This is a genomic window from Hirschia baltica ATCC 49814 (genome assembly GCF_000023785.1).
In the GTDB taxonomy this organism is placed as follows: domain Bacteria; phylum Pseudomonadota; class Alphaproteobacteria; order Caulobacterales; family Hyphomonadaceae; genus Hirschia; species Hirschia baltica.
Genome location: NC_012982.1, coordinates 1,867,916 through 1,890,605, shown reverse-complemented (window position 1 = coordinate 1,890,605; position 22,690 = coordinate 1,867,916). Strand labels below are relative to the sequence as shown.

At 43.5% G+C, this 22,690-nt stretch carries 18 protein-coding genes and 1 tRNA gene; 10 read left to right on the top strand and 9 right to left on the bottom strand.

The features are described from left to right. Window positions 1-5 precede the first annotated feature (5 nt). The 3 genes from HBAL_RS08840 (at window position 6) to HBAL_RS08835 (ending at window position 1,429) form a co-directional block, all read left to right on the top strand. Window positions 6-1,094, top strand: coding sequence for a ribonuclease E/G (locus tag HBAL_RS08840; RefSeq protein ID WP_015827602.1), 1,089 nt, complete (start codon window positions 6-8; stop codon window positions 1,092-1,094). Beyond that, the gene (locus HBAL_RS16600; protein WP_015827601.1) at window positions 1,091-1,282 is read left to right on the top strand and encodes a DNA gyrase inhibitor YacG; all 192 of its coding nucleotides are present in this window, start codon (window positions 1,091-1,093) and stop codon (window positions 1,280-1,282) included. Before HBAL_RS08840 ends, HBAL_RS16600 begins: the two co-directional genes overlap by 4 nt. A 72-nt stretch (window positions 1,283-1,354) precedes the next feature. Next, a tRNA-Phe gene (locus tag HBAL_RS08835) sits at window positions 1,355-1,429 on the top strand. A 204-nt stretch (window positions 1,430-1,633) separates the two neighbouring features. Here the strand turns inward: HBAL_RS08835 and HBAL_RS08830 are convergent. From HBAL_RS08830 to bcp, 3 genes are all read right to left on the bottom strand, one after another. Next, window positions 1,634-2,113, bottom strand: a complete 480-nt coding sequence (locus HBAL_RS08830; protein WP_015827600.1) for a bactofilin family protein — start codon at window positions 2,111-2,113, stop codon at window positions 1,634-1,636. Next, entirely contained in the window at window positions 2,097-3,332 is a 1,236-nt protein-coding gene (locus HBAL_RS08825; RefSeq protein ID WP_015827599.1) for a M23 family metallopeptidase, read from the bottom strand. Before HBAL_RS08825 ends, HBAL_RS08830 begins: the two co-directional genes overlap by 17 nt. A 246-nt stretch (window positions 3,333-3,578) precedes the next feature. After that, window positions 3,579-4,055, bottom strand: coding sequence for a thioredoxin-dependent thiol peroxidase (gene bcp / locus HBAL_RS08820; protein WP_015827598.1), 477 nt, complete (start codon window positions 4,053-4,055; stop codon window positions 3,579-3,581). Between the two features lie 106 nt (window positions 4,056-4,161). Between bcp and HBAL_RS08815 the strand changes: the two genes are divergently transcribed. The 5 genes from HBAL_RS08815 (at window position 4,162) to HBAL_RS08795 (ending at window position 12,621) form a co-directional block, all read left to right on the top strand. Continuing rightward, window positions 4,162-7,518 (top strand): DUF3971 domain-containing protein, encoded by a 3,357-nt coding sequence (locus HBAL_RS08815; RefSeq protein ID WP_233356658.1) that lies wholly within the window; start codon window positions 4,162-4,164, stop codon window positions 7,516-7,518. A gap of 200 nt (window positions 7,519-7,718) precedes the next feature. Then, complete coding sequence (locus HBAL_RS08810; protein WP_041301505.1) at window positions 7,719-9,212, top strand: SulP family inorganic anion transporter; 1,494 nt, start codon at window positions 7,719-7,721, stop codon at window positions 9,210-9,212. Between the two features lie 61 nt (window positions 9,213-9,273). After that, the gene (locus tag HBAL_RS08805) at window positions 9,274-10,128 is read left to right on the top strand and encodes a universal stress protein (protein ID WP_015827595.1); all 855 of its coding nucleotides are present in this window, start codon (window positions 9,274-9,276) and stop codon (window positions 10,126-10,128) included. A 125-nt stretch (window positions 10,129-10,253) separates the two neighbouring features. Beyond that, on the top strand, window positions 10,254-11,558 hold the full coding sequence (locus tag HBAL_RS08800) for a NupC/NupG family nucleoside CNT transporter (protein WP_233356657.1): 1,305 nt from the start codon (window positions 10,254-10,256) through the stop codon (window positions 11,556-11,558). A gap of 157 nt (window positions 11,559-11,715) precedes the next feature. Further along, window positions 11,716-12,621, top strand: a complete 906-nt coding sequence (locus tag HBAL_RS08795; RefSeq protein ID WP_015827593.1) for a hypothetical protein — start codon at window positions 11,716-11,718, stop codon at window positions 12,619-12,621. An 8-nt stretch (window positions 12,622-12,629) separates the two neighbouring features. Here HBAL_RS08795 and HBAL_RS08790 read toward each other — a convergent pair whose 3' ends face one another. Both HBAL_RS08790 and HBAL_RS08785 read right to left on the bottom strand, forming a co-directional pair. After that, window positions 12,630-13,547, bottom strand: a complete 918-nt coding sequence (locus tag HBAL_RS08790; RefSeq protein WP_015827592.1) for a class I SAM-dependent methyltransferase — start codon at window positions 13,545-13,547, stop codon at window positions 12,630-12,632. Beyond that, complete coding sequence (locus HBAL_RS08785) at window positions 13,528-14,355, bottom strand: TrmH family RNA methyltransferase (protein ID WP_015827591.1); 828 nt, start codon at window positions 14,353-14,355, stop codon at window positions 13,528-13,530. The genes HBAL_RS08790 and HBAL_RS08785 overlap by 20 nt, the downstream gene beginning before the upstream one ends. Before the next feature lie 157 nt (window positions 14,356-14,512). On the opposite strand from HBAL_RS08785, the gene HBAL_RS08780 reads away from it, so the two are divergent. Both HBAL_RS08780 and HBAL_RS16330 read left to right on the top strand, forming a co-directional pair. Beyond that, window positions 14,513-15,976, top strand: coding sequence for an OmpA family protein (locus HBAL_RS08780; protein WP_015827590.1), 1,464 nt, complete (start codon window positions 14,513-14,515; stop codon window positions 15,974-15,976). Then, window positions 15,976-18,546, top strand: a complete 2,571-nt coding sequence (locus HBAL_RS16330) for a hypothetical protein (protein ID WP_015827589.1) — start codon at window positions 15,976-15,978, stop codon at window positions 18,544-18,546. Before HBAL_RS08780 ends, HBAL_RS16330 begins: the two co-directional genes overlap by 1 nt. Before the next feature lie 50 nt (window positions 18,547-18,596). On the opposite strand, the gene meaB is transcribed toward HBAL_RS16330, so the two are convergent. The 4 genes from meaB to scpA are packed head-to-tail and all read right to left on the bottom strand — an operon-like array spanning window position 18,597 to window position 22,657. Continuing rightward, a complete protein-coding gene (gene meaB / locus HBAL_RS08770) occupies window positions 18,597-19,562 on the bottom strand; it encodes a methylmalonyl Co-A mutase-associated GTPase MeaB (protein ID WP_015827588.1) in 966 nt (321 codons plus the stop codon). A 2-nt stretch (window positions 19,563-19,564) separates the two neighbouring features. Continuing rightward, entirely contained in the window at window positions 19,565-20,071 is a 507-nt protein-coding gene (locus tag HBAL_RS08765) for a CC0125/CC1285 family lipoprotein (RefSeq protein ID WP_015827587.1), read from the bottom strand. 42 nt (window positions 20,072-20,113) lie between these two features. Then, window positions 20,114-20,440: a hypothetical protein gene (locus HBAL_RS08760; protein WP_015827586.1), complete on the bottom strand. Its 327-nt coding sequence runs from the start codon at window positions 20,438-20,440 to the stop codon at window positions 20,114-20,116. Window positions 20,441-20,467: 27 nt separating this feature from the next. Continuing rightward, complete coding sequence (gene scpA / locus HBAL_RS08755) at window positions 20,468-22,657, bottom strand: methylmalonyl-CoA mutase (RefSeq protein ID WP_015827585.1); 2,190 nt, start codon at window positions 22,655-22,657, stop codon at window positions 20,468-20,470. Window positions 22,658-22,690: the final 33 nt, after the last annotated feature.

The following is a 22,690-nucleotide window of genomic DNA, read 5'->3' as shown; positions in this document are numbered from 1 at the left end:
TTATTATGCCGGGGCCTGATAAGCTTAAAGTTAGCGAATATGTATGTGACCATATAGGCCTACGGGTACGCGTGCTGGCAGATATGCAAGGTAGGCTTGTACGGCTTCATTTAGACCCTTGGAGCACACGCAATAAACGCGCAGAGCTCGGGCAGATTTGGCGTGGGCGTGTGCTAAATAAAGAACCTGGCGCGCGCGGATGCCTTGTTGATATTGGTTTAAAACAACCGACCTTCCTTCAAATCAATAAAACTGCACCTCCCAATGGAGCGCTTGTAGATGTAAAAATAAAATCTGAAGCGAGATTTGAAAAAAGTGCAGTTTCTGTTCTTGATAACCGCGCAAGCAACATAAAACTTCAATCTTCAGACGTCGGATTTCTAATTGAGGCTGCTGAAGACCCGTTTTATATCGGCGTGGATGTAGCTGGGGTCATTGAGGGTGAGGAAGCAGCTGACATAGCACTTGAAGCTATAGATGAAGCTTTACAGACTAAATGTAACCTAATTGGCGGCGGATGCATTTATGTAGAGCCAACACGTGCTCTAATTTCCGTTGATGTTGATGCAGGAAATAGGATTAATAAAGGTAATAGGTCTCAATTTGCCGTCGAGACAAATTTGCTGGCAGCTGACGCTATAGCAAATAAGTTATCCCTATCTTCTCTAGCGGGTTTGGTTGTCATTGATTTTTTAAAAATGACTACAAAGGAGCATGCGATTCAAGTTCCGTCCGCTTTTGAGGGGGCGCTTTCAAAATACTTAGGACGTAAAAGTCAGCTGGCACGGCTTTCTCAATTTGGCATTTTGGAGGTGAATATAGCTCATACATTCTCTCCTATACCTCACATTGTAGCAAGCTTAGACAATGGGGAATGGTATGCTTTGAGGTTTCTTCGAGAGTTGGAACGCCAAGCCACTGGGAGCCGTGGGGCGTTTTTCCTTTGTAACGTATCTCAGCGTATTCATAGGTGGCTGCAAGCCTCTTCTATCGAATGGTCAAAGCGTTTGGTGGAGCGTATCGGGAAGAGATTCGAAATTGTAGAGGATGCGACACTCGAAAAGAGTGAATTTAAGATAGGGCCGCAGAAATGAGTCAGAAAATTTGTACTAACTGTGAAAGAAGTTTTGACACTAAAGGCTTTGAGCCATTTTGTTCGAAACGGTGTGCTGATGTGGACCTGCATCATTGGATGCAGGGTAGTTATGTCATCCCTGGGAGCGGATTGGATGTAGAGGAAAACGCACCTTCTTTCACTTCTTCACAGGATGATGAAAGATAATTGAAATTTACCGTAGACATACGATAATCACTTGATTATACATCGCGCTTCAACAACGTTGTTGGTGTTCGTGCCCGAGTAGCTCAGGGGTAGAGCAGAGGATTGAAAATCCTCGTGTCGGTGGTTCGATTCCGCCCTCGGGCACCATCACGTTGTTAAATAAGTGTCTTTTACCTGAAAATTGCTGCCTATTCAAAATTTGCCACACGGTATGAGTGGCAAACAAGAAAGAGTAATGTTTCCAAATTATAGTGGATTTTGGTTCTATCGACATGATTTGGATGTCACAATAAAAAAGGTGCACAATCTAAGATCGCGCACCTTTTAAATTTTGAGCCAATTTAAAAAAATTTATACTTTGGGCGATTCCGGTGCAGCTGCTGCTGGACGTGGAGCATCATTGAGGGGATCTTGGGAGTGGCGCACTTGGCCTTCAAAGATTGCGTTTGGCTCAATGGACAGAGATGCGTGAGTGATGTCGCCTTCTACTTTCGCACCTGTGCAAAGTTGAACTTTTTTGCCGCGCACTTGTCCTTTAACAGAACCGCGCACAATAACTGTTTCTGCGATAACTTCGCCTGATACAGCACCTGTATTACCAATAGTGAGGGAAGATGCGCGAATGTCGCCTTCAATGTTGCCATCAACTTGAACTTCGCCTTGCGATACAATGGATCCCTTCATCTTAACATCAGCACTGATGATAGAAGGTGCTGCTCTATTGGGGGATGAAGGAGCGCGTTTGGCTTGCTCCGGCACAGAAACTGACGGTGCTGTCGGCTTATTGCCAACTGGAGTCGTGTTATCTGGTGTTTTACCCTTGGTGAACATGTTTTCCGGCCCTTAGAAATTTAATTGGATCATACGTTTTACCACGGAAGTGTACTTCATAGTGAAGGTGTACTCCAGTAGATCTACCTGTTGTACCCATACCACCAACCTTTTGACCAAGTATGACGGAATCACCTTTTTTTACATTGATGCTGGCAAGATGTCCGTAACGAGTCATAAAACCAAACCCGTGATCAACCTCTACCGCGCGCCCATATCCGGCTTTTCTTCCGGCGAAAACAACTTTACCAGGAGCAGTCGCTGTTACAGGTGCATTTCTAAATGCGCCCATGTCTAATCCAGAGTGCCAAGCTAAACGACCCGTAAATGGATCTCGTCTTTTTCCGTAACCAGATGTTTCACGAAAAGACACACCGACCGGTGCACCTAAAGGCATTGCTAGAATTAGATCTTCGAAAAACTGAGCTTCAGCCAATCTTGTCTTTACTTCTCTCACACGAAGCGAAAAATCTTCACCTTCACTCTGAAGATCTACTGATGAAAAATTTGTCGGTTCGACTTCGTGAAGAGGGCCACCAGCAAATGTGTTGGACTGATCAACAACGCGACCAACGCCAACACCTGTTAGCCTCAACACACCGCGCATGCGCTCTGCGCGTTCTACGGCCCTGTCTTCAGCATCATCAAGGAAGGCGGCTTGTTCAGCCCGAAGACTATCTATTTGTGCTCTAAATCCGGCAACTTCTAAGCTGGCTGTGATACCTTTTGATGGACGTGATGTGCGTGCATCCGCTTCTTCAATTGTAGAATTTAAAAGAATTTTTCCGTCTGTACCGTTTAAAGCCAACTCTCCTTCATTGCTTTCATGTCCCTTTAGGGCACCTAGCAGAGTCTTTAAGGTAGCGTGTCGACGTTCAAATTCAGAGGTCGCATTCGTAAATGCTATTGTTTTTTCTTCCAGAAGAGAAAGGGCTGCTGCTTCGCGTGCTTGTGAAGCTTGGAGCCAGCGTTCAATTTTTGCTATTTTGCGTTCATCGGCGTTCGTTTGAAAAGTATTCGTCGGCCCTTGGAGGAGAGTGTTGACAGATGCAAATACGCACCAACCTGCCACAAGGGTCGCACCACCAGCAAACAACGCTTGCTGGAAGGGAGATACGGATACGTATCTTACTGAACCACCACTACGGTGATAAATTTGACGTTCAGGAAAAACCCGATCAAAAAGTGCTCTGGCTTGAGCTTTAACTTCATCCGCCATCAAAATTCGCCCATTTTGTAATCGTACTCTGCTCTACTGCTTCTTTTTTATTCGAAACCGTGCTCTTAAAGACACATATTATGAATAACTCACAAAGTGCAACAAGCGAAGCCTAATTATGCAAATAACAACGATAAAATACAATTAGACTGTTAAATTAGCTTAAATAGCTAAATTTTTCTTTGTTGCGCGTTAACTATCCAGCATGAAGCAAGTTTGGGGCCGGAAAGTGGCAAAAGTGGATATTTACAATATTATTGTCCGAACGGATTGTAAGACTGTCTCGACATGATCTTTCACTCTTACCTTCCGCCATATGTTTACAATATCACCATTTGTGTCAATTAAAAATGTGGACCTTTCAATGCCCATATAGGTTTTTCCATAATTTTTCTTTTCTTTCCATACGCCATATGATTCGCACACAATGCCATCTTCATCTGATCCTAGTTCAATAGTTAGATTATGTTTTGTGATGAAGTTTTCATGTTTTTTCAGAGAATCCTTCGAAATTCCAAGAATTTTGGTGTTTAATGATTCAAACTCAGCAAGTTTTTGTGAGAATTCTAATGCTTCTGTTGTGCATCCAGGTGTGTTGTCTTTGGGATAGAAAAACAGCACGAGATTTGATCCCTTAAAGCTTTCCTTGCTTAGAGTATGCCCAATGCTTGTTTTTATTTCAAAATCAGGAGCTGATAAACCTGATGATAATTCTTCGTTCATTGAAATATAACCTGTATAGTGATTGAAGTTGAGTCTTCCTTGATTAAGAAGATCAGTTGTTCTGGTTTGAGTATAGAGTACGGACATAAAGAATGTGGCGTTTAAAATGAAATTTTCTCTAAGAATGCTCTTTCTTGAATTTCTAGCGTTACTTGTAATTCTTACTCTCGTCGCGGCAGGGCTTTTGGCATGGCGTTTGACCAAAGGTCCATTGGATATGAATGTGTTTCGGCCTCAGGTCGAAGCAGCACTGACGAAGGCGCGTGGTGGTCAACGGGTAGATATTGAGACTTTGGCACTTGCATGGTCGCCTGATAAAAAGCGGATTGAAGCGACTATTGGAGGTATTACAACTTATACTTTTGATAATCAGGTTCATGCAAAAGCTGAAAAGGGAGCTGTTTGGTTTGACACAGCAACTTTAATTCAAGGCAAAATAAATATTGTAAAAATCAGGCTCGAAAACGGTTCATCAGCTCTACATCGGGACGTTTACGGAAACTGGAAAATAGTTCCACCTGAGATGGAGGTTTTTCCCGAAACTGAAAACAATCAACCAACTAAAGATGCAACTATTATTTGGGATTGGAGAAGATGGATTCCTCAATTCAGAGACCACGTTGAAACCCAATCTTTTCAGAGCGTTGAATTTTCCAATTTTAACCTGAGGCTTACAGATAGTATCACAGGGCTTAACTGGAAAACCGTTGGTGCGGAAGGTATTTGGTCAGCGGATGAAGATGGTCTGATGTTGGATGTATCGGGTGATCTGCAAGGCATTGATGCTCCAAATGCTGTACAACTTCGTTTTTTCTCAGATGCTGCAATAGAGAATTTTTCCGTTGAACTTGGTGTTGTCGGTGCTGACCCAGCAAAACTTGCTGCTTTTCTGACCGAAGAAAACTATGACCTCATTTATGAGGGGGTAGTGGATTTCAATATTGGTGCGACTGCAAACGAAAAAGATGGGCTACTTACGGCACAAGTGTCTGCGGCTGGCGAAAATGGAGTGGTGTTGTATAAGCAATCCCCCTATTCTTTAAATTCAATGAGTTTCGAGGCACTCTTTGATATTAAAGCCAGAGAAGTAAATCTTACTCAGTTGAATTTAAACACCCAAAAAGTTGAAGGTGGTTTTTCCGGAGTTGCAGATTTTTCTAGTCTGTTCAGCGGTAGCGAAGTCCACAAGTTTCCTTTCAAAATAGTCGCTGAAGATGTCTGGGTGGACTTTCAGCCCATGTTCTCTCAATCATGGGATATAAATGCATTTGAAGTGGATGGTGTACTAGATACCAGTATTCTATCGGTTGTAATTGACCGAATGAGTGGCTCAGTACCTGGGTTTTCAGGTGCTGGATCTGGACGCGTTTATCTCGAACCTGAGCTTCTTGTAGAAGAGGGCGATACCAAAAAGTCGTTTGGTCAACGAATAGGTGTTGAGGTCAAGGCGACGGGTGAAGGAAAAGCATCGCCGCAACAAATAATCTCATATTGGCCTGTTAAACTTGGTTCAGGAGCGCGTGATTGGGCAAAAAGAAATATTAAGGACGGTCGTGCGACCAAGCTTAATTTCTTCATGGATTTTCCTCCCGGTACAAACTCTAAGCCGATTGTACCCGACAAGGCGCTGACGCTTGATTTTCGAGTAGAAGATGCGGAAGTGAAATTTTTGGAAGATTTACCTCCCATAACGGAAGCTTCAGGTGTGGGAAGGCTCCGTGGAAATAGCATGAAAATCAACCTTGAAAGTGGGAAATTTGGAGATTGGCTTATTGATGAAGGGAGCGTTGATCTACCAGCGTTCCATCCTGCTGGCGCGATTTCTGAATATTCTGCAACAGGTCGAGGAAATCTGAAGGCTTTGATGGAGATACTTGAAGGATCTAGGTTAAATGTATGTTCTCGTTACGATTTAGCCTGTGATCAAATGAGGGGAGAGGGTGGTCTCGAAGTCAATATAAAACGGCCAATGAGTGAGAAAACGACCATTCAAGATATAGTGTTTGACGCGTCAGGTGGGTTTGTAGAAACGGAAATACCAGATTTGGTTTCCGGTTTTGGTTTAGTTAACACTGATTTGACTGTGAAGTTGGTAAACGAGTCTCTGGAAATCAAAGGTGCTGGCCGTTTCGGATCTGCTCCCGCTGAATTTACTTGGAAACAATTATTCAATGATGATGCTGACACCAGCTTGGTTGCGAACGCAGTCATAACCCCCGATCTTTTCAATTCATTAGGGTTAGCGGCACGCTCTATTATGCAGGGCGAAGCTGATTTGGAGTTGGAAGCATATGGGAAAGGTCGAGACTTCAACAGTATCGATATGCATGTGGATTTAACTGGGGCCGCAATTAATTTAGCAGAAATTGGCTGGCTGAAACCTCTATATGTACCTGCTTCTGGTGAAATTAGGTATGGTAAAGGGCCAAGTGGAGAAGCAGTCCTGACAGGAGACATTGAAGCTAAAGGACTGGAACTTGCTGGTGAACTGACGTTTGACGATGAAAATGGATTACAACGGGCTAATATCGAACGTATTTATTCTGAGAATCGACTTGATATGCGTGGGGATCTCAACCGTGCAACTAATGGTGATGTGCAGATCAATGTGTCAGGTCCGTTTCTTGATGCCAGCAGATGGATAGATGGTTTATCTGAGTTTGGCAAAGAAGGCCCAGGTCCTGGTGTCAACATTCTAGCCAATGTCTCGGTCGATAAATTAAAGTTGAGGGAAAACATAGAGTTACTAAATTCCAAAATCGTTTTGGATATGAATCCAGAGACGTTGGAGCGGGGGTTGGTTTCTGGAACTATTTCTCGGGGGAAAGGTGTTGAAGCAACGTTTGAGCGTGATGGTGGAGATATAGCATTTCAACTTCGATCAGATGATGCCGGATATATTTTGAAAACACTGTTCAAGACAGATTACCTCATTGGAGGAACGCTGAACATGAATGGTGTCTTTGGAAAAGAATTTGGGACTGCCGAAATGTTTATGAAGGATATTCGTTTAAAGGGAGCTCCAATTCTCGCACAAGTATTTGCATTGGCAAGTTTGAGAGGGCTTACAGATGTTCTCAATGGAGACGGTGTATTTTTCACTGAAGTAGAAGCACCTATCCGGATAAACAACGGTCAAATTGAACTTCCTGGTGTTAAGGCGTCTGGGCCCGCAATGGGGCTGACGACGAGAGGATGGTTAAATTTGGATAGTGGGGAACTGAACCTAGATGGAGTTGTGGTGCCGTCATTTGGCGTAAACTCGGCTTTGGGTGGTATTCCAATTATCGGTGATCTCTTTGTTTCAAGACAGGGAGAAGGTGTATTTGCTGTAACTTATTCTGTTCGGGGTGCTTTGGAGCGCGCGCGCGTTTCCATAAACCCGCTTTCAGCCGTTACACCGGGCTTTCTAAGACGAATAATGGAAAACCCAAGCACGATTCCAACACCTGATGCAGAGTAAAAAAAGCATTATAGAGTTGTTCTGATTAGTTTGAGTTCAGTTTGTGCTGAATTTGCCAAGTTTCACTCAATTTTTAAAGAGGGGGTAGAGATTCGTGTAAATCTCTGCCAGACAGCGGTTTCAAGCGCGAAATCATAATCATGATACAAAGTGTCTTCGCGCCCTTTCCCGTATGGAGAATATCTGTGAATCAAGAGTTTATGTATCGAATGAGATCAGAATGGTTTGGCAATATCCGTGGAGATTTGCTGTCTGGACTCGTTGTGGCGCTGGCTTTGATACCAGAAGCTATTGCATTTTCTTTGATTGCAGGCGTGGACCCTAAAATCGGACTATATGCATCATTTTCAATTGCAGTGTTAACGGCGTTCTTTGGTGGGCGCCCCGGCATGATTTCCGCAGCAACTGCTGCAACAGCGGTTTTAATGATCAATCTGGTCAAAGAATTTGGGCTAGATTACTTGTTAGCTGCAACAATTCTTGCAGGTATATTACAAGTGATAGCAGGGTATCTCAAACTTGGATATCTCATGCGTTTTGTATCTAAATCAGTGATGACTGGTTTTGTGAATGCACTCGCCATTTTGATCTTTTTAGCGCAAGTTCCTGAACTAAATCCATCTACATTTGGTGGTCAGATCCCTTACATCACATATGGAATGGTCGCTGCTGGATTGGGAATCATCTATTTATTTCCGTTATTAACAAAGGCTATTCCATCACCTCTAGTATGCATTGTTGTGCTGACGGTTTTGTCTTTATGGCTGGGTTGGGATGTACGAACGGTTGGAGACCTTGGTGAGCTGCCCTCAAGTTTGCCGAATTTTCTGATTCCCAACGTGCCATTTACGCTGGAAACTTTACAGATCATATTCCCATATTCTGCCGCTGTGGCTGCCGTTGGGTTGTTAGAATCTTTGATGACCCAGAATATTGTTGATGAATTGACCGATACGACAAGCGATCGAAAACAAGAATGTATTGGTCAAGGGATAGCCAATTTCTGCACTGGTTTTATTGGTGGGATGGCAGGATGCGCCATGATTGGTCAGTCAATGATCAATGTAAAATCAGGTGGACGTGGTCGGCTTTCTACATTTATCGCCGGTGTTTTTCTCCTAATTTTATGTGTCGTTTTGGGGGATATGGTAAGTAAAATTCCAATGCCCGCATTGGTAGCCATCATGATCATGGTGTCCATTGGTACTTTCTCATGGTCGTCTGTTAAAAGCTTGAAGACGCACCCCAGGAGCTCGAGCATTGTTATGCTGGCGACAGTGCTGACTGTGATTTCTACTCACAACCTCGCCATCGGTGTACTTGTTGGGGTGTTGCTATCGGGCGTGTTCTTTGCTTGGAAAATCGCTCAAATCTTCCGCGTATCATCAGAGTTGAGTGAAGATGGCCGTACGCGATTATACCGGATTGAAGGGCAATTATTCTTTGCTTCTGTCGAAGACTTTAATGCGTCGTTTGACTTTAAAGAGGCACTAGAAAAAGTCGTAATAGATGTCAGCGGCGCGCACATTTGGGATATTTCAAGCGTTGCTGCTGTGGATGCTGTTGTCTTGAAATTTAGACGAGAAGGTGCAGAAGTCGAACTGAAGGGATTGAATAAGGCAAGTGAAACCATCGTTGATAATCTTGCCATTCATGACAAGCCGGGTGCGATGGATCGTCTGCTAGATCACTAATATTGAAGAGGGCAAAGTCTAAAGCCCTTATGTTACGATAGTTGTTGAAGGGCTGGAACATATGAAGTTAGTCGCATTGATAGACGGTTCTGCATACTCGCAAAGTGTGTGTGATTACGCGGCATGGGCCACCCTTCGTTCTGAAGGCAAACTTGATCTTCTACATGTACTTGACGATCGTAATCATTCTAGTTCGACGTCAAACCTTTCCGGTAATATTGGATTAGGTGCACGGACATCTATTATGGAAGAATTAGCGGAGCTTGACGCGCAGCGCGCCAAAATTGCTCAAAAAAAGGGACGTGCTATTCTTGAAGATGCTGATACGCGAGTCGCTGCATTCGGGGTGGACAATGTTGAATCAAAATTGCGCAATGGCGACTTGATTGAAACGGTAACTACGTTCGAAAAAGATGCGGATCTAATCATTATCGGAAAACGAGGTGAAGCCGCTGATTTTGCTAAGATGCATTTGGGGTCTAATCTAGAGCGTGTCGTACGCGCAGCACAAAAACCTGTGATGGTTGCGTCTCGAAAATACCAAGAACCCCAAAAGCTTTTAATCGCTTATGACGGAGGAATTTCCTCAGAAAAAGCAATAGATGCAGTATCTACAAACGCGATGTATGCTGGATTATCTTGTCACCTAATATCTGTGACAAATACTGAAAAATCAGCATTGGCTGATAAATTAGAAGCGGCCAAGCAAAAACTGGAAAATGCAGGTTTTGCTGTTTCGGTTGAAATGAAGATAGGGCAACCAGCAACCGTCATTTCGCAAGTATGTGCAGATCAAGATTTTGATATGCTTATCATGGGTGCTTACGGTCATTCTCATATTCGTAGTTTAATAATCGGATCAACGACAACTGAGGTTATCCGTAAATGCCTAATACCGGTTGTTCTGTATAGATAACTGGAAATAAATCTTGCTTTTTGCTGGTAAGTTGATGCGGTCTAAATTTGCAGCTTGTTCACTTAAGTCTTGAATGGTCTCAATTGAAATATATAGGTATTTGAAATGATGGGGTGTTTGGATTGATGGCTATGGTTGATTGGGGATGGGATAATGCAAGGGCCCTTATAGGGATGATTGTAATTGTCGCGATTGCATGGCTTGTATCGGAAAAGCGTAGCGCCTTCCCATTAAAGACGGTGATAGGTGCAATAGGGCTTCAATTTATATTTGCCCTATTACTTTTTGGCCTCCCAAAGTTATTTGGAAAAAGCAGTGCGTTTGGAGATAGTGGTGAGCCCAATATTGTCATTCAACTATTGCAAGATGCGACCAAAGCCGGAACATCTTTCGTATATGGATATCTAGGTGACAACACGTCTTTTCCTGTATCTGACACAGGATTTGTTGCACCGATTTTTGTCTTTCAGATACTTCCCCTATTAATTGTCGTTGCATCCTTGTCAGCTATGCTTTGGCATTGGGGAATATTGAGAGCAATTACACGTGCTTTTGCGTATGTTTTTGCAAAGACAATGGGGTTGGGTGGTGCAACGAGCCTTGCCGTGTCCGCTAATATTTTTATGGGAATGACGGAAGCGCCTGTACTCGTGAAGCCTTATTTGAAAGGTATGAGTAGGTCTGAGATATTTATTCTCATGACGACAGGATTTGCTACCATAGCAGGTTCAGTTCTTGTCATTTATGTCAGCTTTTTAGAAGGTGTAATTGCAAATCCTTTGTCGCAATTATTGACAGCTTCTTTTATGGCAGCACCAGCAGCAGTTGCCATTGCACTTGTGATTGTTCCTGAAGAAACATCTTCTACCGATAGAGCTCATGAACCGGATTTTAAGTATCAATCAACAATGGACGCGTTTTCGCGAGGAGCCACAGATGGGCTTTCCATTGTGATGAACATCACCACGATGTTGATAGCAGCACTCGCTATATTGCATTTGGGAAACAGCCTTTTAGGCTTATTACCTATTCAGCCCAATGGCGAAGCGCTTTCGATTCAACGTGTCTTAGGTTGGGTGTTTTCACCACTAATGTGGTTGATCGGCGTGCCGTGGGAAGAAGCTCAAAAATCAGGTTCTCTTATGGGCATCAAAACTGTCCTCACTGAATTTATTGCTTTTGCAAACCTAGGTGAGACACCTGATGCTGAGTTGAGTGAACGATCTAGAATCATTACGGCTCATGCAATATGCGGATTTGCAAATTTTGGTTCTATTGGCATTCTGATTGGTGGTCTTGCCATAGTAGAACCTGATCGCAGGGATACTTTTCTAAGTTTGGCATGGAAGACATTACTGGCTGGAACGCTTGCAACTTGTATGTCGGGAGCTGTTGTCGGATTTCTTCCAGAAGCTTTATTTGTAAATTAGAAATGCCTTGTTTCAGGTAGAGATTCCATTTGCAGCGAGGTGTATGGCCCGTTAGTTGCAGTTGAGTGCTCTGAAATTGCTTGTTGTTTTAGTTCCTATTCTGTTAATTGGAATGACAAGGAATTTAACACGAAACGATTGCTGGAAAACTTTGTAAATGACCTATCGCTATTATTATATGTCCGTTGCTGTGCTTAGTTTAGGAGCTTGTGCAACGGTAGATCAGGCATCAAATCAGCAATTTGTTACGAACACGAATACCATACAATCTTTAGAGACACGCGCTGTAGACCTTTATTGTCAGGCTGATCCAAATGGCCGGTTGATGGGGCGTGGTGGTGCTGGAGGTATTGCACCTATTCACGGGCTAACTGCAGGTTCTTATGTCATAAGTACTATGATGATGGGGATGGGGCCTTTAATCGCGCTTGAAGACCGTGAAGCGCTGGAAAAGAAAGTTCAGCAAGTTCTTGATGATGAAACAGATGGTCGCAAACTTGACTGGAAGGCACCTTCCACCGGCCAAAAAGTTATTATGCGGCCGGGAAAAACAAAATCATCCTTTAGGCTTGTTTCAGTTCCCAGAGCCGATGAAGTGGGTAAAACACCAGAAAGTTTCCGAGTAGAGCAGGGTGAATTTATCACGACAAAATCAGCTGCTCTACGCCCATCTCCGACTTCTTCAAGCAATGTTCGTATTGATACAGTACCAGCAGGTGTGAGACTTCAGTTAATGGGCCGCGTTAGAGGTATGTATTCAGACGATTGGTATATGGTGGGAGCTGATGGACGATCTTATGGGTATATGGAACCTGCAGATTTGAGGCCGGCTATTGATAGTGATCCAGTAGATTTCTATCATCGTGTAACTGGTCCAACAATGCGAGACCCAATACCAGCGACTGTGACATGTCGAGAGCTTGCATATGAAACCGATATGGGAACGGAGACTATGCAAGCCTGTCGTAGTCCTGAAGGAAAATGGATAGCCGATCCACCTGAAGGAGACGCAGCAGCAAATAAAGCGTGTCAGCCAGTTAGCAGACCTTATCTTTTAAGATAAGGTTTACTCTAAAGATCAGAAGACCAACGCGCATATACAGCTGTTGGTAGGTCAAAGCCCCTGCCTTCTTCTGGAAGCGACATTTCTCCCCATTCAAGTCCACCTCCTAAACCAGACAATTGTGATGCTAAAGCTTGACCTACGGCAATGTAGGAAAGCCTCACCGCATAAATTGTAAGAATAACGAAGAGCGGGTCGGGTGCTAAAACCGATCGGATAAGGCCAAGCAATTCATCCAAGCCTTCATCTAGTTGCCAAACTTCCTTTTTAGGGCCACGTCCATATTTAGGTGGGTCTAGAATGATGCCGTCATATGTGCGGCCTCGACGTTCTTCGCGTTTCAGAAATTTAAGAGCATCATCACATATCCACCGGATTGTTTTGTTATTTAGATCGGATAATTCTTGGTTTTCTTTTCCGTAGCCGATAGATTTTGGAGATGCGTCAAGATGAACGACTTCAGCGCCGGCTTGAGCGCATGCCAGTGATGCTACACCCGTATATCCAAACAAGTTAAGTACACGAGTAGGACGGTTTGCATTGCGGATTTTTTCGACGGCCCAATTCCAGTGAACAGAATGCTCTGGAAATAGCCCCATATGTCTAAATGCAGCGCAACGTGCTTGTATTTGAAGACCTTTCCAATTCATTGGCCAACTTTCAGGTGGTTGCTTTCCCTTGAAAGACCATGCACCCTTGTCCTCATGATCTCCACCGCGAAAAATGCCATCAGCTTCCCATTCGTCTATAGGTCTTTGCGGAGGCCAAAGCGCTTGTGAATCAGGGCGATCAAAGGTGTAGTTTCCAAATTTCTCGAGTTTTCTGCCATGACCACAATCTAGAAGTTTATAATCTTTCCAGTCAGAAGCGCTAAGAAGTTTGAATTTACCATTAGGGGCTTTTTTATTATTGGTTGGCTCCGTCATATCCAGATCCTTTCCACACTTCATAGGTCATAATTGCAGTCGCTTGCGCGAGGTTCAAACTATCCGCTGCTCCTGCCATAGGTATTTTGATGAGAATATCGCAAGCGTTCTCGGCTGCTTCAGGAATGCCCGATTGTTCATTTCCCATCAGAATAACGGACTTGCTAGAATATTCAGCTTGGTCATGGCGCATTGTACCGTTCACTGATGCTGCTGCCATTTTTATGTTCGCTTTTCGGCGCCAATTATCAAATTCAGTGAAGCTCGCAAGAACAATATTGTTACTAAACAAAGCACCCATCGTTGCTCTAACACATTCAACGGAAAAAGGGTCGCAACATTGCTCCACAAGTATAACACCGTCGATACCAGCAGCATCTGCTGTACGGAGGATCGTACCCAAATTTCCTGGGTCGCGCGCCTCATACAGCGCGATAAAACGTTTTTTTCCTGATGTTTCTAGTGCTTCGAGCGTCGTCGTTTGTTGCTCAAATGCTGCAATAATTGTTTGAGGGTTGTCTTTGCGCGAAACAGCAGACAAAATTCTCGAGCTTGTTGTTAATGTTCGAGCACCAATTTCAGCACATTGGGAAATAACGTGCTGGATGTCTGGGCGATCAATCGTTTCCGAACCGACAAGCACGTATTTTGGTTTCCAACCAAATTTGAGTGCATCTACGATCAGTCGGGCACCTTCAGCAAGAAATAAACCGGTGTCGTTGCGGACTTTTTTCCTATCTAACCCTCTCAATAGCTTGATTGTTGGGTTAGACGTACTTGTAATATGCTCGTAAGGCGCGTGCGCCATCGATTTAACTCTCCTTCAGGATGAAAAACCTTCTAAAATTCGGTGAGTTAGAAGATAACATCTAGTTTGGTCGTGTAAATTTAGAAGTGTGTTGAACACAAATTTGCCGATAGTGCCATATTTTTATATTTTCAATCCTAAAAGAGGAGGGTCTGACATGAAAAAACGCGACTGGTGTAAACCTCTTCTCTGGGTAGGTTTAGCGCTTCTCACCTTCGCTGTTTTGGGTGCCCTAAATTTTGGTGATAAGTCTCCCAAAAAACTTAAAGAAAAATTACTTAGAGCAGCAGAGTTAAATTTAGAAACCAATGGAATTGAATGGGCCACGATTACAGCGAGCGGACAGGTTCTGTCCATTTCAGGAATTGCTCCGTCTGTGGAAGAAAAATCATCTGCTCTGAATGTTGTTAGATCGAGCACCGGTCAAGGTGGATTAATTTTGGGCGGAGTGACACGCATTGTCGATAATGCGACGATTGGTGAACTTATAAGACCATTTGTTTTGGCTGCTTCCGTGGAAGACAATGCACTTACGCTAAGTGGTCATGCGCCATCAACAGAAGCCATTGAGGAAATTATTGATAGTGCTTCGCAGCGATCATGGCAAAACATATCAAACACATTAAGTGTGGGTGTTGGTGTCGATGATGAAAGAAAATGGATTGATATGGTCAAACTAGGCTTGGCTCAATTAGATGGTCTGGAGCCGGGTAAAGTTGTTCTTTCAGATTCTCACATGGATATTAGCGGTGCAGCGTCCAGCAATGATAAAGTTGATCAAATATCATCTATTGTATCAAATCTGTCCTCTCCATTTAGCGCTACATCCAGTGTAACCGGCCCTTACCTATGGTTTGCAGAAAAGACAGCCAATCAAATCCGTTTATCAGGGTTGGCTCCCGACTTAGAATCTAAACGTGCGATTGTTTCTGCGGTTAGCGAAAATTTCGATGGTCCAATAATAGATGAAATGGGAATTGGCGGAGAATATGGTTGGGTACGAACAATATTGAAAGCACTCCCCCAGTTTACGCGCTTTAATAGCGGAATACTTTCCTATTCGAACGGCACTATTTTTGTAAAAGGCAACTCATCCGATAGCGTCTATTCCTTTTTAACTGATGATTTGGGGAATATCGGGGAGGCATTAGGCGTTCAATATGATGTTGATGTTGCTGAAGCTGACCTTGGCGAATTAGATGAATTAAATGGTTTGGAATTGCGTCAGAACGGAAATAATTTGTCGGATGTTTGTCAGGACGCATTTGCATTAATTATGGATGCAAATAGAATTTACTTTGAAACCGGACAAGCTACCATCTCAAGAGAGAGTGGTGACACTTTGGACAAACTCATTGCTGTAGCTAGGCGTTGTAACAATGTTGCTATCCGTGTTGAAGGCCATACTGATAATGTAGGTGGTCGTGAAGCGAATGTTAGATTGAGTGACAAACGCGCCCAAGCAGTTGCGGATTACCTTATTGGTCGTGGTTATCCAGATTATCGCTTATCTGCGATCGGTTATGGATCAGATAAACCCGCCGCAAATAATGAAACTCCGGAGGGGCGTGCTAGAAATCGCCGTATCGAGTTTATCGTAACAAGTGAGGAAAACCCTTAATGATCTGGCTAGTTACACAAATATTGGGTTGGATATTCCTAGGTGCGCTTGCAGGTGGACTTATTGGTTGGGCACTGCATTGTCGTAAATGTGCTCATGAAACCGAAGGATTGCGCAAAAGCTTAGAGAAGGCTTATGCGAATAATTATGTTGAGCCAGAAGAACTGAAAGTATCGGGTGGCATTGGGCATATACCGCCAAATGCAAAGTCATATGTGTCGGTCGCTGATGAGCGATATACTGATTTACTGACTCAGCTTTCAGCTGAGAAGGAAGAAGTTGCTGGTTTGAAAGCGAGGCTTTCGCTTGTTGGTGCAACCGGTAAACAGAGTTTTAGCCATAATTATACAGGTATGACTGCTTTTTCAGGAAGTCAGGATATTGCAGATAAAGATGGCGAAATAAAATGGCGTAATCGATATCTTGAAAGCCGTGTACGTTTTCTTGAAAGTAAAGTGTCAGACTTAGAAATCACTGCTTCCAATAGTGTTCTAGATTTAGAAGACGCCAACGCAAAACCTGTCCCGTCTGTGTCTGATTTGTTGATGGATGTTGAAGATCTTCCTCTCGATGTTTTAGCGGAAGAAAGTCTGACGTCTAATGTAAATTCGGTATCTGATGCGCCTACATCTATTGCCTCCGCAGAGGGGTTAAAGCGTAGCGAAATTTTTGCCAACAAAGACTTATCTGCAAACCATACATTGCTTAATGGTGTAAGTTCTTCTGAGGAGAGTGAAGCAATCGCTGAATATAAATCTGGATTGAGCGTTCAAGAACATGAGAAGGTCGCCAAGCATAGTGAAGAATTATCACTCGTTGAAGTCCAGTCTTTAATATGGCGGAACCGTTATTTGGAAGGCCGTGTTCAGTATTTAGAAGAAGACAAAAACGCTGTACAAGATGACAACTCCAGTTCGATGCTTACGAACGATATGGAGAACATTGATCCGATCTCACCGTTTATTGAATCATTGGACGGTGAGTCTGAGGTCGTGAGTAATAATCTTGAGATTCATAATGATGAAGATATTGAGCGATTAAGGTGGAGAACTCGATATCTAGAAGGACGGATCCGTTTTCTAGAGGAAGAAGCTGCTGACGCAGCTCTTGCGTTTGAGAAATCTAAAATTCATGAGTCACTGCAGCATTTTGACCCCATTCTTGAAAAAGAACGTACAAAAAAAGAGCGGGTTGATTGGAGAAATCAGTATTTAGAAGAAAAACTCGAAATACTCAGCGCTGCTCAAGTGAGCGAGAGCAGCGAGAAGCCATCTGCTGCTATACCGATAAAGGAAACCGAAGGGTTTGCTTTAAAGCATCGTGCAAAATGGCGTGAAATGTATCTTGAGGAAAGAATTAGCTATGCTCAAGAAAAACTAGCAGAAGAGAAATTGAAACAGCCTAAAGTTCGGGAATTGGTTACAGATTTGGGAATGGATCGGTTGCGCTGGCGATCAAGCTATCTAGAAACGCGCTTGGAAAATAGCAGTAAAAACTCTCAGCCATCAAAAGATGTTTCCGATACGAAAGTGGAGAGGATTGAGACAATCGTTGAAAAGACGGTTGTAAAGTCTGATGTTAAAGACCTAACAGAGTTAGCAAAACTTCGGTGGAGAGAGAGGTATCTCAAAGCATTGTTAGAAAGGCAGGTTGATAATCCTGTTCAATCAGACGAGATACAGGTTTCTGACGCTCCAGCCAACGAGTTTGAAGAAGCATATTTGAAAGAAATAGAAGCGGAGCTAAAACGCTTAGAATGGAGAAATCGTTTTCTTGGCGGTCGGGTAAAGTATCTTGAAGAGAACCTGTCTCACTCGAATGCAGAACTAGAAACCGTCCGATCCAATGCATCTAGTAAACAAGTAGAAGATGTGTATGGAGATGAGAGCGATACTGCGCGATTAAAATGGCGCAATAGCTATCTTATGGGGCGAATTGGATATCTAGAAGACAATACATCAAGTGAGCCGCAATCCTTTGTAAAATCCGTGCAAACCGATAAAAAGCCTGGAGATGAATTGGATAATCTTGAAGCATTATCTGAGCTCAAACAGAACCGGTCTGAAAGGCTTTCGCAGGATTCATCTACGCAAAAAGAGTCTGATGCCGAGAAGCAAAACAAAAACTTCTCTGAATTTTCGGCTTCCTACAAAAATGAATCAAGCAATTCGCGAAAAGCGAAATCACGAACAGGCACAGGTAAAAATGATGCTCCACAGCTAACTGCGGAAGCTTTTCAAACGAGTTTTAAGTCTTCTGAATACTTCGTCGAAGGCGATCAAACTACCGGAAGACCAGCTTATTTGACGAAACCTTTATTGGGTGAAGTTGACGATTTGCGTGAAATCGCAGGTGTCGGACCTAAAATTGAGCGCATTCTACATGATTTAGGTATTTATCATTTTTACCAAATTGCTGCGTGGACGCGCCGTGAGGTGGAATGGGTCGACAATTATTTGACCTTTAAAGGCCGGATTGATCGAGAAAATTGGATCGAGCAGTGTAAAATGCTTGCGCGAGGTGAGGCTACTGATGGGCAGCGAAAATATAGAGCTGGTAAACATATATAGATTTGTTTGAGTGCCTGCCAAAGCGCAATGACCATAGTTAGAAGATCAGCTTACTGTAAAAACGTTTTCAACAGAGTGTCGGATGCGAGACTGGCAGGCATTTCTCCATCAGCGACTTTCTGTATTATCGATGACATTTCTGCATTAACGACAGGATGTTGTTTGAATGCGTGCATTAAACCATCATTGATAAGAGAATTCATCCATCTTAATTGTTGCTCAGATCGCTTTTTGTCATGCGATCCAGAGCGTTCAGTTACAATTTTATGGTTTTCTATTGTCTTCCAGAGCGCTTTCAGTCCTGATCCGGTTTCTCCCGAAATGGTCGCCACGGGCGGTAACCAAGAAGGATCTGCTGGTGTCATTATGTGCAAAGCATTTTTATAGTGTCGGGCTGCTCTTAACGCTGCTTTTTCATCAATATCAGATTTATTGACTGCAATAATATCAGCGACTTCTAATACACCTTTTTTTATACCCTGAAGTTCATCTCCTGCATTGGGCAACATTAGGACGAGAAAAACATCGACCATATCTGCTACAACCGTTTCAGATTGTCCAACCCCCACTGTTTCTACTAGGATTATGTCATATCCAGCAGCTTCACATAACAATAGAGTTTCTCGGGTTTTGCGAGCGACACCTCCTAGAGTTTCGCCCGCTGGCGAAGGGCGAATAAAGGCTGACGGATCAACTGACAATTTATCCATTCTAGTCTTATCACCGAGAATGGAACCTCCTGATCGTCTTGAGGTTGGGTCTACGGCCAGAACTGCAACTTTATGTCCAAGGCTGGTAAGGTGGGATCCAAAATTATCAATGAAAGTAGATTTTCCAACCCCCGGCACTCCTGTAATACCAATTCGACGTGCCTTACCCGTGCGAATCATAACGTCAGCTAGCAGGTTGCGTGCTTGTTGTTGATGATCTTCTCTTTTTGATTCAACCCATGTTATCGCTCGTGCTAAACCAGCTCGAGAATAAAGGTCTTCTGGTGATATGTTTAAGCTTTTCAAAGTTAACGACCTGATTCGTCGATGTCTTGTACTGAATTTTCAAGAATGGATCTGGCATCATAGACTAGGTCTTCAGAATCTGTCGGAGACAATTCGTTTCCTGTAATGATCTCCAAACGGCTTTCAAATGACTTGCTTGGTGGCGTGAGATCAAAACCTATTCCAACACCTACACCGCTAAAGCCCCTGGAGCCGCCACCAGCTGACACACCAATTTGTGTGCCATTATTTTCTCTGCCACCAACTTGATAAGTTGATTTGGAAACCAGCCGAAACCAATCATGATTATTCTCAAGAGTAATTTCCGCTGCTCTTCTCAGCGCTAACTTCTCTACCGCTAGTGAGGGAGCGTCATTTGCGCCTGTAAAAACGACGCTAAACCGATTTGATTCAATTTTTTGATCTTGGTACCCGATGCCATTTTTACTCATGGGTGCGTACACCGTAGAGGGAGAAGCACAAGCAACGAGAACACAGGCAAATATACAGGTCGTGATTATACGGGGCATAAATTTCTCCATTCTCAGGACGGTAAAAATGCCCCGATACGTCTATTTGTAGGTGTTAGGTTGAGGGTGTTCATCCATATAGATATGCGTCTCGTTCACTAACATATTGGCAGCATCAACGGTATCAGCTTGAGAAACAGATAGTTTTAAATCTTCTTCTTCAAGTTTCCACAAATGATCCGCGACTTCCGATGGTTCTGCATCATTTAATAACAATCTAAGAATACCCGGAACAAGAGGATCATAAACATCAATTGATGTTGGGTCTTCATTGATATCCATTGGATCCCAATCCCTCCAAAGGACTTCACCTATGATCTGGGTGAGGCCTTTCAGCCAACGGTCCAGTTCCATATCTGCTTTAGGCATTGGGTCTCCGATTCTAGAAGTTCGTATTTAGGAGTTATGCTCCAATTGTGACCCTAGCTTGGCAATAAGTTCAATACATGATTCAGCAATTATTGTTCCTGGAGCGAAAATTGCTGCAGCACCAGCAGAATACAGCTCTTTATAATCTTGTGGAGGCACGACTCCGCCAACGACGATCATGATATCTTCACGCCCTTCATCAGTAAGTGCTTTTTTTAGTGCTGGTACGAGAGATAAATGTCCCGCAGCTAATGAAGATGCAGCGACAACATGCACATCGTTTTCCACGGCTTGTCTGGCGACTTCTTCGGGAGTTTGAAATAGGGGACCAATATCAACATCCCAGCCTAGGTCCGCCATGCCTGAAGCAACAACTTTTTGACCGCGATCATGACCGTCTTGACCCATTTTGGCGATGAGTATTCGAGGACGCCGTCCTTCGTTTTCTTCAAATTTATTAGCGCTTTCAAGTGCTAAGTTTACACGATCAGATTTTGCTTTCATGCCAGCAGCATATACCCCCTGAATAGAATTGATAACTGCTTTGTGTCTGCCAACGACGTTTTCAATCGCTAATGAGATTTCGCCAACTGTGGCATTAGCACGGGCAGCATTCACTGCTAGCTCTAACAAATTACCTTTACCAGAATTCATAGAGGCTGAAATTGAGGAAAGGGTTTCTTCAACTTTTGTGTTGTCGCGATTGGCTTTTAGTTTTGTTAATTTTTCTAATTGTAGCTTGTAAACACTAGCATTATCGACTTTTAAAACAGGGACGTCTTCGGATTCTTCAAGCTGATATTTATTGACTCCGATAACAGATTGCACACCAGAATCTATGCGTGCTTGTGTTCTTGCAGCGGATTCTTCTATTCGAATTTTGGGAAGACCCTTTTCGATGGCTTTAGCCATTCCACCCATTTCTTCAACTTCTTCAATATGTTGCCAAGCCTTTTCAGCGAGGTCGTGCGTTAGGCGTTCAACATAATATGACCCACCCCACATATCGATGGTTTGGCAGGTGCCTGCTTCTTGTTGAAGGAAAATTTGGGTGTTTCTAGCTATGCGGGCAGAAAAATCAGTGGGTAGAGCCAGTGCTTCATCTAGTGCATTTGTGTGTAAGGATTGTGTCTGTCCGTTGACTGCAGCCATAGCTTCTAGGCAGGTTCGTATAACATTATTGTTCACATCTTGTGCAGTCAGTGACCATCCAGAGGTTTGTGAGTGCGCGCGTAGTGATAAAGATTTGGGGTTTTTAGGTGAAAATTTGTTGATGAGCTTGGACCATAGGAGTCGACCCGCCCGCATTTTTGCAACTTCCATATAATAATTCATACCTATCGCCCAGAAGAAGGACAAGCGAGGTGCGAAGGCATCAACATCTAGACCGGCTTCAATACCAGCTTTGATGTATTCAACTCCATCAGCAAGCGTATATGCCAATTCAAGGTCAGCGCTCGCTCCGGCTTCTTGCATGTGATATCCTGAGATAGATATCGAATTGTATTTTGGCATTTTCTGAGATGTGTATGCAAAAATGTCTGAGATGATGCGCATTGAAGGGCTTGGTGGATAAATATAAGTATTACGCACCATGAATTCTTTTAGAATATCATTTTGGATTGTTCCCGAAAGCTTCTCAGGCGGCACACCTTGTTCTTCGGCAGCGACAATAAAGAGCGCGAGAATAGGCAGCACCGCTCCATTCATCGTCATGGATACAGACATTTTGTCTAAGGGTATGCCATCAAACAATGTTCTCATGTCGAGGATTGAATCAATAGCAACACCGGCCATACCTACATCGCCCGATACACGCGGATGATCACTATCATATCCGCGGTGTGTGGCGAGGTCGAAAGCAACAGAAAGACCTTTTTGCCCTGCCGCTAAATTTCGGCGATAGAAAGCATTTGATTCTTCAGCAGTAGAAAACCCTGCATATTGACGAATGGTCCAAGGACGTTGCGGATACATGGTCGGGTAGGGGCCGCGGCCAAAAGGTGCGATTCCAGGCCAATCATCAAGAAAGTCTAGGTGTTGGGTGTCTTTTGCGGTGTAAAGTGATTTTACCTTTACGTTTTCAGGTGTTTCCCAAATTGCGTCAGCCCCGTCACCAGCTGATCGTTTCCAGTTTTCAATCGTTTTATCGGTGACCTGCCCAGATTCTGGCTGATCCAAGTCTATCTTCGTAAAGTCTGGTGTAGAAATAGTCATTGTTCATCTCCAAAGGAGCGGCCTGAAATTGTT

Excerpts from the sequence above, each read along its gene's own strand:
- scpA (WP_015827585.1), bottom strand. The coding sequence starts at position 22,657 with ATGACTATTTCTACACCAGACTTTACGAAGATAGACTTGGATCAGCCA.
- HBAL_RS08805 (WP_015827595.1), top strand. The coding sequence starts at position 9,274 with ATGAAGTTAGTCGCATTGATAGACGGTTCTGCATACTCGCAAAGTGTG.
- HBAL_RS16600 (WP_015827601.1), top strand. The coding sequence starts at position 1,091 with ATGAGTCAGAAAATTTGTACTAACTGTGAAAGAAGTTTTGACACTAAA.
- HBAL_RS08810 (WP_041301505.1), top strand. The coding sequence starts at position 7,719 with ATGTATCGAATGAGATCAGAATGGTTTGGCAATATCCGTGGAGATTTG.
- HBAL_RS08815 (WP_233356658.1), top strand. The coding sequence starts at position 4,162 with ATGAAATTTTCTCTAAGAATGCTCTTTCTTGAATTTCTAGCGTTACTT.
- HBAL_RS08830 (WP_015827600.1), bottom strand. The coding sequence starts at position 2,113 with ATGTTCACCAAGGGTAAAACACCAGATAACACGACTCCAGTTGGCAAT.
- HBAL_RS08825 (WP_015827599.1), bottom strand. The coding sequence starts at position 3,332 with ATGGCGGATGAAGTTAAAGCTCAAGCCAGAGCACTTTTTGATCGGGTT.
- HBAL_RS08780 (WP_015827590.1), top strand. The coding sequence starts at position 14,513 with ATGAAAAAACGCGACTGGTGTAAACCTCTTCTCTGGGTAGGTTTAGCG.
- bcp (WP_015827598.1), bottom strand. The coding sequence starts at position 4,055 with ATGAACGAAGAATTATCATCAGGTTTATCAGCTCCTGATTTTGAAATA.
- HBAL_RS08765 (WP_015827587.1), bottom strand. The coding sequence starts at position 20,071 with ATGCCCCGTATAATCACGACCTGTATATTTGCCTGTGTTCTCGTTGCT.
- HBAL_RS16330 (WP_015827589.1), top strand. The coding sequence starts at position 15,976 with ATGATCTGGCTAGTTACACAAATATTGGGTTGGATATTCCTAGGTGCG.
- HBAL_RS08795 (WP_015827593.1), top strand. The coding sequence starts at position 11,716 with ATGACCTATCGCTATTATTATATGTCCGTTGCTGTGCTTAGTTTAGGA.
- HBAL_RS08760 (WP_015827586.1), bottom strand. The coding sequence starts at position 20,440 with ATGCCTAAAGCAGATATGGAACTGGACCGTTGGCTGAAAGGCCTCACC.
- HBAL_RS08840 (WP_015827602.1), top strand. The coding sequence starts at position 6 with ATGCCGGGGCCTGATAAGCTTAAAGTTAGCGAATATGTATGTGACCAT.
- HBAL_RS08790 (WP_015827592.1), bottom strand. The coding sequence starts at position 13,547 with ATGACGGAGCCAACCAATAATAAAAAAGCCCCTAATGGTAAATTCAAA.
- HBAL_RS08785 (WP_015827591.1), bottom strand. The coding sequence starts at position 14,355 with ATGGCGCACGCGCCTTACGAGCATATTACAAGTACGTCTAACCCAACA.
- HBAL_RS08800 (WP_233356657.1), top strand. The coding sequence starts at position 10,254 with ATGGCTATGGTTGATTGGGGATGGGATAATGCAAGGGCCCTTATAGGG.